An 11,829-nucleotide genomic window follows, 5' to 3' on the forward strand; every position below is an offset into this window, starting at 1 on the left:
AAATTCTTAACGTTCAGCAGGATTCGCGGAGTTTTATCCATAATGGCAATGAGCCTCCGAGACCGCGAACGCATTAGTGCCCTATCCGGCGGCGATGCGTTTCGCAAGCCCGGATAGCCCATAAAGCCAGATCACGAGCGAGATGACGGAAACCAGAGTTGTCATCGAGACAGTGGACGCTACCATCATTTCCTCGCAGCGGTACTCTCCGGCAAGAATGTAGACAGTCTTGGCCGTGGGCACTGCGGCGCAGATTACAGCCGCAATGGTGTAGAGGGGGTCGAGCCCCAGAGATACGCTCAGTCCGTACACGATCACAGGCATGATAACGAGCTTGACGGCCGAGAGCAGCGAGGCTCGACCAATGTTGGCGCGCAATCCATCGATCGACAGCCCCAGCCCGATGGCGAATAGAGCACAAGGCGTGAGAGCATCTGCCAGGATGCCTAGGTAAGCGGTGACTGGCCCGGGCATGTGGAGATTGAGGACCGACAAAAGCATGCCAATCAGGGTTGATATGACCATCGGGTTAAGCACGACATGCTTCACTGTGACCATTGGGGTCGTGCGTGAGCCACGCGCATCTCGCTGATCAAGTTCGAGCAGGATCACAGCTGCTGGAAACATCACAACGGCCACGAATACCGTGGCGATCGCCGCCGGCAACACAGCGTGCTGACCATAGATCGCCTGCAGGACGGGTAAGGCGACGAAGCCGGTATTGGTCATCGATGCCGCCATGCCATGCATCGTTCGGCTTGCAAGACTTCGCGAAGCATGAATGCTCATGATGCCGAAGACGAAGGTGAAGCAGAGGAGGGAGCCACCACCAAAGGCAACAAGAAAGCGCCAATTAATCAGCGAATGACTTGGCTCTTGTGCAATGGTGACGATCAGCAAGGCCGGCATTGCGATGTTATAAGCGAAGTGAATCAGTGCGTCCGACAATGCCCGCGACAGATACCCCGTAAAGCCAACGATCCAGCCAGTCAGGATCACTGCAAATACAGGTAGGATGAGGTCAGCGATTTGCACCAGGGATATCTCAGATTGAAGGAGAGTGTAGCACTGGGAATTAGCTTTGTTCGGTTGATTTTGTGCTCTGCCAGTCTTCTAGAGAGCTTGGTCATCGCAGTAGCTCTGGGCAGAGCGGACATGGCCACTCTCTTTTAGTGAAGTGCGAAGATAAAATTATCGTTTATTGAGGCGGGGCTTAGTTAACGGCGAGCGTTCCATTCCTTAGCGGTAATCTCCCAAATTTCAGCAGTGTACCGGCCAGAGACGAAATCGCGTTCCTCGGTGCGGAGCAGGCGCATGCCCTGTTTCTCCGAGATGCGGCGGGAGCCGATATTCGGGACTGCTTTTGGCACGCGGAGAACGAGCATATTGAGGGTGTTGAACCAGAAATCGGTGACGGCGTTGCAGGCCTCGGTCATCAGACCCTGGCCCTGATGCTCGGGAACGATCCAGAAGCCGCGGTGGGTTTCTTCGCGGTTGTGAAGACTGATGAAGCCAATGATCCGGGCGGGGGCTGCTTTGAGGCGGATCGTCCAGGCCCAGCCGTCGCCGCGCTTCATCGATGGCAGCATCTGGTCGCGTAAGAATGTCATTGCGCCGTCGGGCGGATACGGCCAGGGAACAACTTTGCCGAGGTATTTCACGATCTCCCATTGCGGGAAGATGCGCTGGATCTGTTCGGCGTCCGCAACGATGGGCGGGAGAAGGAGAAGCCGCCGGGTTTCGAGGTCTGGGGTCATTGAGGCTTCGAGATTCCCGCCTTCATCGTCGCCCGATTTCTGAGTCTGATCAACCCGATCGGACTCAGGAATGTGCTGATGGTCTTGCTTCATGGCTGCGAACGCCTTATTATGTAGATATGTTTCTACATTGGCCGCTATGACTGCCACAACATTTTCCAGTCGGGAATTCAATCAGGATGCGGGCAGGGCGAAGAAAGCTGCCAAGCGAGGGCCTGTCTTTATCACTGATCGTGGGCGCACCTCTCATGTGCTTCTTTCGATCGAAGAGTACGAGAAGATTACCGGCACGGGAGAAAACATCGTTGATTCGCTGGCAATGCCAAATGCGGCCGAGGTTGAATTTGAACCGCCTCGTATCAGCGGGAATATTCATAAGCCAGCGAGTCTGCCCTGATGTTCCTTTTAGACACGAATGTTGTCTCCGAATTACGCAGAGCGAAGACCGGCAAGGCTGATCGGAATGTGTTGTCCTGGGCTAAAGGCGTCCCCTCTGGACGGCTGTTTCTTTCGGTGATCTCGGTACTGGAATTGGAGATCGGGATTCTGCTGATTGAGCGCCGAGACCATCATCAAGGCGGGCTGCTTCGCTCCTGGATGGAAGAGCAGGTATTGCCTTCGTTCCATGACAGGATTGTGGCTATCGATACCTTGGTTGCCCAGCGTTGCGCGGCACTTCACGTTCCCGATCCGTGTTCTGACCGGGACGCCCTGATAGCCGCAACTGCTTTGGTCCATGGAATGACCATTGTTACGCGGAATACGGCCGATTTTGAGTTGACTGGCGTGTCGTTGCTGAATCCATGGCTAGATTAGCCGTCGATTGATTGGCAATGACGCCTTCGCTTCCCTGCATTTTTCCTTGTGGTTAGGACCATCGTCACAGCGGTGAGCAAGAGATGAAAGCAGGAGCCGTGCTTTACACTTTTTTCATGAACAGATTTGCTCCCGCGTTGTTTCTCCTTGCCTTGACGTCGCCTGCTGTTGCACAGAAGCAATCGCAGCCTGAGCCTACGTCGATGCCGCCCGCCATTGCGGCGCCAGTGGATAAGCAGTATTCCGGGCCGGTCCAGCTCTCCGTCGACGTTACTGACCTGACCGATCGCGTGGAGAAGGTACACGAGGAGATTCCGGTAGAGCAGGGTGCGAAGGAGATGGTGCTGCTCTATCCGCAGTGGCTTCCGGGAGAGCATGCGCCGGGTGGGCCGATCTCGGCGCTGGCTGGAATTGTGACGACGGTAGATGGCAAGCGCGTGCAATGGGTGCGTAATCGCGTGAACATGTATGCCTTTCACGTACCGCTCAGCGAGGGCGCAAAGACGGTGGGTCTGGACTTCGATTATCTCTCGCCCATCAAGGCGAGCTCTGGCCGGATTGAGATTTCCGATGCGATGGCCGATATCGAGTGGAACGAGATTGTGATGTATCCGGCGGGGTACTTCTCGCGCGGCATTTCAGTGGATGCGACGCTGAAGCTTCCCAAGGGCTGGAAGTACGCGACGGCTTTGGAGACGGCTTCGAATGATGGCGATACGGTCCACTTTGAGCGGACGACGCTGAATACGCTGGTGGATTCGCCGCTGTATGCGGGGCTTTATTTCGAGCGCATCGATCTGTCGCCGACGCCGACCGACACAGTGCATCTGAACATCGTTGCAGATAAGGCCGAAGATCTGAAGATGACGCCAGAGGAGTTGCAGGCGCATAAGAATCTGGCGATGGAGGCGGATAAGCTTTACGGATCGCACCACTACAAGCACTACGACTTTTTGCTGCTGCTCAGCGAAAAGGTGGGAGGCGTCGGGCTCGAACATCATCAGTCGAGCGAGGACGGGCTGGGCGCGGACTACCTGACGGACTGGGCGGGCGGAGTCTCGGACCGCGATCTTCTGGGGCATGAGTACACGCACTCTTGGAATGGGAAGTTCCGGAGGCCCGCCGATCTATGGACGCCGAATTTCAACGTTCCGATGCGCGATGACCTGCTGTGGGTCTACGAGGGCATGACGCAATATTGGGGCAACGTGCTGACAGCTCGCGCGGGCATGCGCACTCCGGAGCAGACGCGCGACATTCTGGCTGCTACCGCGGCACACTATGCGATCAGCCGCGGACGGGACTGGCGGCCACTGGTGGATACGACGAATCAGCCGATTGTTTCGCAGCGGCGCCCGGTGAGCTGGGTGAGCTACCAGCGGCCGGAAGATTATTACGAGGAAGGCATGCTGATCTGGCTGGACGCGGACACGAAGATTCGCGAGCTGACCGGAGGCCAGAAATCGCTGGATGACTTCTGCAAGAAGTTCTTCGGGGTCTACAACGGCAGCTTCATTACGTATCAGTACACGCTGGAGGATGTGGTGAAGGATCTGAATGCGGTTGCTCCGTATGACTGGCGCGGCTTCCTTCAGGAGAGAGTGTATGACCTGCATCCAGAGGTGCCGATGAACGGCTTTGCGCAAGGCGGCTACAAGCTGGTGTACACGGACAAGCCGATTGAGTGGGCAGAAAAGGAAGAGGCGAAGGCTGGAATCGTGAGCTTTTGGACGTCGCTGGGCTTCTCGCTTGGATCGTATGGAAACAAAGGCACGGAACCGAAGACGATCGGGAATGTGGTGTGGGACAGCCTGGCGTTCAAGGCAGGGGTGACTCCCGGTATGGAACTTGTTTCTGTGAACGGCACGGCGTACTCGGCGAAGGTGCTGCGGGATGCCATTCTTGCAGCGGAAAAAGATAAGCAACCGATACAGTTACAATTTCATATAGAGGACCGCTTCGTGACGATCCCGTTCGCTTACTATGATGGGCTGCGTTATCCATCGTTGGAGCGGGTTGAGAGGACGCCGGATCGGCTGGACGATATTCTGGCGCCGAGTAAGAGTCCGTTGCCTGCGATGTGATCTGACAGAAAGATGAGAGCGACTCAGCACCTAGCAAATCGTTAAACGATAGCGATTTGTCGTCATCTGTCACGAGAGTCACTAGGCCCTCTGGCCTAGGCGACCGCTTAGGTTGGCAGAGGTGATTGTGCTGGTTGGGGCGTCCGTGTCCTTCGCAAGACGACTGAGGAAATCAGGGTGATGGCGAGGCCAACCGGGAAGGGCTCGATGAATGTCACCGCTGCGTTGTAGAGGGGGTTGTTGTAGAGCTGCTCTAAGCGCGTCATTTGCTGGCTTTGTGCCTGGAGGGCTGCTGGGCTGGCGCCTGAGGCTTGCGCCTTTTGCATGACGTGGGCCGCATATTTGTGCATGAAGTCGGGCATGAACTGGAAGAAGATGATCTCCCATGTGATCACATAGCAGATGCACGAGATGAGCGTAATGGAGATTCCGACGATGAATGCCTTGGCAAAGGTAATCTGACCGTTGCCGGTGGTGTCGCGGTATGAGCGGATGCCGAAGAAGACCAGCAAGAATGACAGCACGATGGTGGTGTAGCCGACGAAGGCGCCGCGATCGAGGCCGATCCTGTTTGCGATCATTATTGTGACGCCCATCAGCAGCGAGGAAATGGCACCGGAAATCAGTCCGAAGGTGAGTATGGTCTTTTTCATCTGTGTCTCCTGCGAATGTGAACACACCTTACCGTGGCGGGGAGGGGCTCTGTCGTCATCCTTTCGGGTGATTTCGGCGGATGGATAGAAAAATCATGCGTTTGCATGACTCATTTCGGAAGCAGACCGAACTCCTTGCCGAGCTGGACGGCCTGTGTCCGTCGCTTGGCTCCTAGTTTGTCGAAGGCACGGCTGCAATGCGTCTTGACCGTGTTCTCGCTCACGTAGAGTTTTCCTGCGATCTCGCGATTGCTCATGCCCTGGGCGATGAGTTCAAGGATTTCAAGCTCGCGGCGTGTGATGCCGAGGTCACCCCGTTTTCTCTCGTTCAGGACGAACGGCTTTTCGGTCGGGACGGAGATTTCTTTCACAACAATTTTTTGCCGCGACGATCTCAGCTTGATGCCAAGCCAGATTCCAAGAGCGGCAAAGATGGCGGCGATCAGCGCCCCATAGATTGCCATCGAATGTTCGATGACCAGGAACTGGTACTCAGTCCACTGAAGAGCGGCGATCAGGATTCCGCCGATCAAGCCGAAGATAAGTACGTGGCGCGCCATGCGTCAGGAGGGAAGGCTTCAGTTACGATCAAAAGACCGAGTGCTGACTCATGTTAGCGCAGGGGGGAGCTTCGGTACTCGCTAATTTTGCCGAGAACATCTCGAAGAGATATGGGAGGCTTGCCATCTCGATTGAGAGGGTCATCCCCTTATAGTCTTTTGACAGGGCGGAATCACGCGCGTACCCGTCTGCCTCGCAACTATTCATTCCGAAGTGCAACGATCGGTTCGACTCCCGCAGCCCGGCGTGCGGGAATCACCGTGGCGAGGAGTGCTGCCAGCGCCAGCAGCAATGTAGCCAGCGTGAGCATGACCGGATCCCAGGGCTTTACGCCGAATAGTTGATCGGTCATCAGTTTTCCTACGCCTATTGCCGTCGGGATGCCAATTGCCAGTCCGATAGCGATCTGCGAGAACGCGCCGCGCAGCACCATCTTGACCACTTGTCCGCGATCTGCTCCGAGCGCCATGCGCACGCCAATCTCGCTCGTGCGCTGTTCCACCGTGTATGCCATTACTCCGTAGAGGCCAACTGCTGCCAACACCAGCCCGAGTATGCCAAAGAGCGTCGTCAGTGTCGCAATCATGTTTTGCTGCTGGAAATCCGCGTCGACGACTTTGCTGTACGGGTCAACTCCGTAAAGAACGAAATTTGGATCGACGCCGGCCAAGACCTTGCGCACGCGCTCTTCCAGTCCCGGCGGATTCCCCGGCGCCCAGATGACGATGTTGTAGAGGTAGTGTGACCAGATTTCGCCGCTCATGTATGCCGTCTCGTCGTACTGCACAGTCTGTGCCTCCGGCACCCAGAACATCGGGCGTATGGCCTCCTTGTAGTCGTAGGTCATATACCGTATGTTTCGGATGACACCGACGATTTCGTAGGTTGCGGAATACTTGATCTTGTCAGGACCGAAATGCTGTCCAATCGGGTTCTCGCCTTTGAAGAACTTCTTCGCGAAGGCTTCGTTGATGACCGCGATCTTCCGCGTTGCATCGGTATCGTCTTCAGTAATAGGCCGGCCCAGCACAACTTTTGCGCCTATGGTTTCAAAAAATCCTGGCATGACTCGCGACCAGCCCGCGGAGGTGTCTTCCTTCGCTCCGGGTTCCGGCCTGCCTTCGATGCGGATACCGTCGTTCCAACTGTCGCCGCTCATTGGCGCATAGAGTGCCGGGGCGACCATACGCACGCCCGGAATCTGACGCAGGCGGGCGTCGATCTCACGGAACATTGGCTCCATTTGTTCCGGCTTGTAGTTGCTGAGCAGCGGATTGATCCAGGCTATGTAGCGTCCGCGCATGTCGAATCCGAAATTCTGGTGCTGGAGGTTGCGCAAGCTCTGGCCTAGCAGAGCCGCTGCCGACAGGAGGATCAGCGACATAGCTGCCTGTCCGATCACCAGAGACTTCTGCGCCCACGAGCGCCCGCCGCCTACGGAGCGGTTTGCGCCGCGCAGCGCTTCTACAGGTTCCGCATGCGAGGTCATCCAGGCCGGCGCGATCCCGAACAAGATGCCGGTGAGCACCGACACGCCCAGAGTGAAGAGCAGCACTGGCCAGGATGGGCTCGCATCGATCGGCACATAATTGTTCGGACCGCCGATCTGAAAGGCCAGATGCAGGATCAGCCGTGTTCCAGCGTAGGCCACGGCTATGCCGATGACTCCACCAATGACAGCCAGCAGGACGCATTCCACCAGCGCCTTGCGCACCAGCCGTTGCCGTGAAGCGCCCAATGCCACGCGCACCGACGTTTGCGCGCGATCCTTCAATCCGCGCGCCAGCATGAGATTTGCCAGATTTCCGCAGGCCACCAGCAGCACGCAGGTGGAGGCGATCAGCAGCAGCCTCAGGCCATCCTCATACTGAGCCTTCATGGATGCTACTCCGGCACCGCCAGGTACCAGATGCAACGTTTGCTGCTGCCAGAGTTGCTTCTCGCCCGGCTCCATGTCGGGAACATGACTGGCGAGCCAGTCATGGAATTCAACCCTGAGCTTTGCCTCAAGCGTCTTTGGATTCACTCCCGGATGCACTCTTCCGAGCAAGTCGAGGAAGTTGCCATTCGGCCTTTTCAGGCGCGCCGTCGCACCATCGATCAACAACTCTGTCGTGAGCGGCAGCCAGAGATCCGGCATGTTAAACCCAGATAGCCTGCCACCATAGAATCCCGGCGGAGTAACCCCAATCACGGTGAACGGATGTCCGTTGATCTGATAGCTGGCGCCCACGACGGAGGGATCGGATCCGTATTTCTGGCTCCAGATGTGGTAGCTCATCACCGCTACCGACGGCGCGCCTTCCTTATCGTCCTCGTCGGTCATGAGCCTACCGATCCATGGTTGGATGCCAAGGGTCCTGAAGAAATTTCCCGATACATACTCGCCATTGCGCGTGTCGACCGGAGCCTGCGATCCTTCTCTGCGGACGCCGAGAGGCGCATTGCCTGCCTGCAGTGCAGCCAAGTCTGAGAACTCCGGCGTATGCGCACGAAAGTTCTTGTATGCCTCCCACGAGAACAGCGAGAAATCCCCGTCGTCACCCTGGACGTACCCACCCCAGTTGCAGCAGCGGTCCAGGTCTCCAATCCGCCACAGCTCATCTGGTTTGGTCACCGGCAGCGATTTCAACAACACCTGGTGCACAAGCGTGAAGATGGCCGTTGTCGCACCGATGCCCAGTGCCAGCGTGATCACAGCTGTCGCGGTAAACCCCGGTGCTTTTCGTAGTTGTCGCAGTGCGTCCCGCAAATCTGCCAACATCCCGTCCCCCAAGTGGTGTTTCGGTGGTTTCTTTGTATCTTGAAGCCAAATAATGTCGAGCACGTTGCCTACCGTTCTTGAGGTCACCGACTCTTTGAGAATGAAGGACTTAAGCGAACCGTGGCAAGGGTTTCTGTCCGCAAATGGCCTCATCTGTTCGGAATCGAACAGTTTTGGTTGGATCTGCGACGAACGGGCACTTTTCTGGGAATCATGTATACATGGCGGTGAAAATTTATCCATAATGAACCGGCTAACGCAGGTTCCTCGCATCTTTCTCTTTCCCGCAGGCTTAACATGAAATTCTTCGGTCGCCCCTACCGTCTTGTGCTGCTCCTGGTGTTGTTGGGTAACTTCAGCATTTCTTCGGTTGCGCAGAATGGCTCTATGTTGGGCCAAAGCATTTCATGGAAGCGTGTTCAGTCGCCCTTTACGCCGGACCAGTCGAACGGAGCAATCGCAGGCGGGCCGGGCTCCGATCCCAATCCCGGGGCACCGATGTTTATCTGCCGCGCGCAGATCCAGGGGAGCGTTGTTCCCGGCAAGTGGGTTCAGGGCAATTGCAACGTGCCGTACGGCGGATCGGAACAGATCATGCGCTCGTATGAGGTCGCTTATGGGAGCGCCCGTTGGGGGCAATATCAGGGCAGCGTCTATGGTCTTGCGCAGACGGGAAGCAACGCTGACGGAAGCCCACTCTATTCATGCCGCGTTCACTACTCTCCCAATCCCGGAACGGATTACGGCTATCAGCCCGGCAAATTGGTCTCCGATGGGACGTGTCACATCCCGATGGGCGGAGGCGAAGTCGTGCAGGGTCCGCCGTTTGAAGTGCTCTATGCCACCGGCGGCGGAAGGCCGCCATATCCTTATCCGCCACCGTATCCACCGTACCCGCCGTATCCTTACCCGCCAGTGCAGCCTGCCCAGCCGTATCCACCGTGCCGGCGTGACGATCCGAGTGTGACGCGGCAGGTGCAGGGAGGGACGAGCTGGTATGTTGGACCGCGGTGTTCTTCGATCGATGCTTTTGGCAATGTTCAGCCCAAGTATCCACAACCCGGAGATTACGCGCCTCCTCCTCCGTATGATCCGGGAGCGAGCTCAGTGAACTGGCAGCAAGCACAGTCGCCCTTTGTTCCGGGAGACGACGCGGTGAAGGGAGGTCCGGGCAACGGTCCCAAGCCTGATTCGCCTCTTTATGTCTGCCGAGTCTATTCCAACAACGCTCTTGTACCTGGAAAGTGGGTTGAAGGAGAGTGCCGATTCGTCAACGACCAGGGAAAAGAGGACTCGTCGAAGAGCTATGAGGTCGCCACTGGCCCGGCGGAGTGGCGCAATTTCGATGGCAACATAGGAGCACTGGTGCCTGGCGGATACCTCGCCGACGGCACCCACATTTACATCTGCCGCAAGCAGATCAGCTACTTCGGCAGCAAAAAGGGGTATCAGCCGGGCTTCCTGGCCAACGGCAAGTGCCACATTCCCTATGGGGTTGATAATGTCGAGGGCACTCCGTTCGATGCTCTATACAATTCCGCGCCTCCTCAGCAAATGCCACCTCCGCCTCCTTCCGGGCCGGCTCAGCCGCATGGGATTCTGATTTCGTTCGTGAGCGGCACAGGTGCGACTGCGGGGACGGTGACTGTGACCAACGGATCGACGAACAACACCGTCACTAAGCCCTTGCCGGCCAACTCGACTCCACCGCAATGTATGGAGATTGTGCAGCAGGCTGCTTTTCAGGCGGGGCTGCAGATTCAAGCCCAGCCGGATGGGGGTCTGCGGGTCTTTGGGACGAACAATGCGGTGAATGTCACGCAGGCTTCGATTTCGGTGAGCCAGTTTTAGGTTTCCGGCCATGCTGTTTGCCAAGCGACTGCGCGAGGGGATTCGTCGCGGAGAGATCACTTGCAGCGTCCGAATTTGGATGAGTCCCCGTGTGCGAGTGGGCGGACGATATCGCATGGAAGAAGGCGAAATCGAGGTGGATTCGATTGAGACGATCGGGTTCCCAGACATTACTCCCGAGCTTGCGCGTGAGTCGGGATTCTTAGGTGTTCTGGATCTGCTGAAGGTGGCAAAGCATGGTAAGGGCGAGAATATTTACCTCATCCGGTTTCACTATGTGCCACCGCGCTCTCGTACGGGGCAGGGATGCTCTGAGCCGAAGGTGTAGGTTTACAGGTGCAGACTCACGCGTTTTCGATTTGATCAGAGTTTTCGCGGGTGTCATTGTTAAGATATCGCTGGCTTCAATCTACTGTCTGCTCGACGGTCAACGATAACGATCATCCGCTTTTGCAGATTCGTTCGGCCAAGATAGGTTGGATGGTTGCGAAAAAAACATTCTGAAATTTCTCGATTGCTTCAAGTTCTTTACGAACCTCTTTGACAAGTCTTTTTCGAGTCTCTTGGTAGGCCAAGTCGGCGTGAACCCTCCAAGCGGCTGGATCTATTGGGTCTTTAGGCAGCGGGCTGTTTGCAATCAACTCTAAGCCCTGAGCGTGTGAGATATCGTCCGTTGTATATCGTGTTTCATGAACATGGTTTGATCGTTGTCGAGCTCGCCGTTCGAATAAAGTGACAGTCAACTTAATGAGGTTATCCAATTTAGTAGCATCGCGCGGATCCAGCCGTTTGGACTTCCTTTTTACATATTTTGCGAATAGGAGAAATCTCTCCCGCAGAACGAAGAGTTCCTGCAAGTAACTCTCCAGCAGAAAGCTGAGATAGGTAGCCTTGTTAACCTTCGGAGACCGTCCAGGCCTAGCACCGAGCAAAGCAGCAATTAACCGAAGCCTCTCGACAGAGTTGATAATTTCTACAAAGTGCTGAAAAAGATCGACGATGAATAGTTCACTTGGATTTAGCGCTGACCGTCCTAAGGTCGGAGGGGATTTTGTCTGATCGGGCCATTGCGACTTCAATACGGTCCTCATCGAACTCATAATCGCCTCTTGCAAGAGTCGAGATTGTCCTTCTGTTGACGCCATGGGGTCCTTAGGCAAGCTATAGAAACGAATGTTGATCTTGGACGGTGTCAACAGATTGTACTTTAGGCCAATTTGATTGACTCGAACCCCAAAATCCCGTATTCTAAAATCCTTGCGCAGTTCCGCGTCTGCTTGTCCGTATGTCTGCGACCATCTCGCAGATTGACTGGGCGCCGAACCCGGAAAACCCCAATCGGT

Annotated in this window: 11 protein-coding genes; 5 read left to right on the forward strand and 6 right to left on the reverse strand. The window is 56.1% G+C overall.

Annotated elements, in window-relative coordinates; genetic code table 11:
- Positions 1-81: 81 nt before the first annotated feature.
- Together H7849_RS24950 and H7849_RS24955 are read right to left on the reverse strand one after the other, a co-directional pair.
- Complete coding sequence (locus H7849_RS24950) at positions 82-1,035, reverse strand: AEC family transporter (protein ID WP_186743152.1); 954 nt, start codon at positions 1,033-1,035, stop codon at positions 82-84.
- Between the two features lie 182 nt (positions 1,036-1,217).
- Positions 1,218-1,907 carry a GNAT family N-acetyltransferase gene (locus H7849_RS24955; RefSeq protein ID WP_251106475.1) on the reverse strand — a complete coding sequence of 230 codons (690 nt, stop codon included), beginning with the start codon at positions 1,905-1,907 and terminating at the stop codon, positions 1,218-1,220.
- Between H7849_RS24955 and H7849_RS24960 the strand changes: the two genes are divergently transcribed.
- The 3 genes from H7849_RS24960 to H7849_RS24970 all read left to right on the forward strand — a co-directional run bounded on the left by H7849_RS24960 (position 1,897) and on the right by H7849_RS24970 (position 4,657).
- Positions 1,897-2,154, forward strand: a complete 258-nt coding sequence (locus tag H7849_RS24960; RefSeq protein ID WP_186743153.1) for a type II toxin-antitoxin system Phd/YefM family antitoxin — start codon at positions 1,897-1,899, stop codon at positions 2,152-2,154. The genes H7849_RS24955 and H7849_RS24960 overlap by 11 nt on opposite strands.
- Positions 2,154-2,573, forward strand: coding sequence for a type II toxin-antitoxin system VapC family toxin (locus tag H7849_RS24965; RefSeq protein ID WP_186743154.1), 420 nt, complete (start codon positions 2,154-2,156; stop codon positions 2,571-2,573). The genes H7849_RS24960 and H7849_RS24965 overlap by 1 nt, the downstream gene beginning before the upstream one ends.
- An 83-nt stretch (positions 2,574-2,656) precedes the next feature.
- On the forward strand, positions 2,657-4,657 hold the full coding sequence (locus H7849_RS24970) for a M61 family metallopeptidase (RefSeq protein WP_186743155.1): 2,001 nt from the start codon (positions 2,657-2,659) through the stop codon (positions 4,655-4,657).
- Positions 4,658-4,764: 107 nt separating this feature from the next.
- Here the strand turns inward: H7849_RS24970 and H7849_RS24975 are convergent, their stop codons facing one another.
- The 3 genes from H7849_RS24975 to H7849_RS24985 form a co-directional block, all read right to left on the reverse strand.
- Positions 4,765-5,310 carry a DUF4199 domain-containing protein gene (locus H7849_RS24975; RefSeq protein ID WP_186743156.1) on the reverse strand — a complete coding sequence of 182 codons (546 nt, stop codon included), beginning with the start codon at positions 5,308-5,310 and terminating at the stop codon, positions 4,765-4,767.
- Positions 5,311-5,420: 110 nt separating this feature from the next.
- Positions 5,421-5,870, reverse strand: coding sequence for a response regulator transcription factor (locus H7849_RS24980; RefSeq protein WP_186743157.1), 450 nt, complete (start codon positions 5,868-5,870; stop codon positions 5,421-5,423).
- A 200-nt stretch (positions 5,871-6,070) separates the two neighbouring features.
- Entirely contained in the window at positions 6,071-8,635 is a 2,565-nt protein-coding gene (locus H7849_RS24985; RefSeq protein WP_186743158.1) for an ABC transporter permease, read from the reverse strand.
- Between the two features lie 297 nt (positions 8,636-8,932).
- On the opposite strand from H7849_RS24985, the gene H7849_RS24990 reads away from it, so the two are divergent.
- Both H7849_RS24990 and H7849_RS24995 read left to right on the forward strand, forming a co-directional pair.
- Positions 8,933-10,486: a DM9 repeat-containing protein gene (locus H7849_RS24990; protein ID WP_186743159.1), complete on the forward strand. Its 1,554-nt coding sequence runs from the start codon at positions 8,933-8,935 to the stop codon at positions 10,484-10,486.
- Between the two features lie 79 nt (positions 10,487-10,565).
- On the forward strand, positions 10,566-10,814 hold the full coding sequence (locus tag H7849_RS24995; protein ID WP_251106476.1) for an ASCH domain-containing protein: 249 nt from the start codon (positions 10,566-10,568) through the stop codon (positions 10,812-10,814).
- A 112-nt stretch (positions 10,815-10,926) separates the two neighbouring features.
- Here the strand turns inward: H7849_RS24995 and H7849_RS25000 are convergent, their stop codons facing one another.
- Positions 10,927-11,586, reverse strand: a complete 660-nt coding sequence (locus tag H7849_RS25000; protein WP_186743161.1) for a hypothetical protein — start codon at positions 11,584-11,586, stop codon at positions 10,927-10,929.
- Positions 11,587-11,829: the final 243 nt, after the last annotated feature.

Source organism: Alloacidobacterium dinghuense (assembly GCF_014274465.1).
In the GTDB taxonomy this organism is placed as follows: Bacteria; Acidobacteriota; Terriglobia; order Terriglobales; family Acidobacteriaceae; genus Alloacidobacterium; species Alloacidobacterium dinghuense.

Bases quoted from the DNA above. Each gene is read 5' to 3' on its own strand.
- H7849_RS25000 (WP_186743161.1), bottom strand. From the start codon at position 11,586: ATGAGTTCGATGAGGACCGTATTGAAGTCGCAATGGCCCGATCAGACA.
- H7849_RS24960 (WP_186743153.1), top strand. From the start codon at position 1,897: ATGACTGCCACAACATTTTCCAGTCGGGAATTCAATCAGGATGCGGGC.
- H7849_RS24985 (WP_186743158.1), bottom strand. From the start codon at position 8,635: ATGTTGGCAGATTTGCGGGACGCACTGCGACAACTACGAAAAGCACCG.
- H7849_RS24980 (WP_186743157.1), bottom strand. From the start codon at position 5,870: ATGGCGCGCCACGTACTTATCTTCGGCTTGATCGGCGGAATCCTGATC.
- H7849_RS24975 (WP_186743156.1), bottom strand. From the start codon at position 5,310: ATGAAAAAGACCATACTCACCTTCGGACTGATTTCCGGTGCCATTTCC.
- H7849_RS24965 (WP_186743154.1), top strand. From the start codon at position 2,154: ATGTTCCTTTTAGACACGAATGTTGTCTCCGAATTACGCAGAGCGAAG.
- H7849_RS24990 (WP_186743159.1), top strand. From the start codon at position 8,933: ATGAAATTCTTCGGTCGCCCCTACCGTCTTGTGCTGCTCCTGGTGTTG.
- H7849_RS24995 (WP_251106476.1), top strand. From the start codon at position 10,566: ATGAGTCCCCGTGTGCGAGTGGGCGGACGATATCGCATGGAAGAAGGC.
- H7849_RS24970 (WP_186743155.1), top strand. From the start codon at position 2,657: ATGAAAGCAGGAGCCGTGCTTTACACTTTTTTCATGAACAGATTTGCT.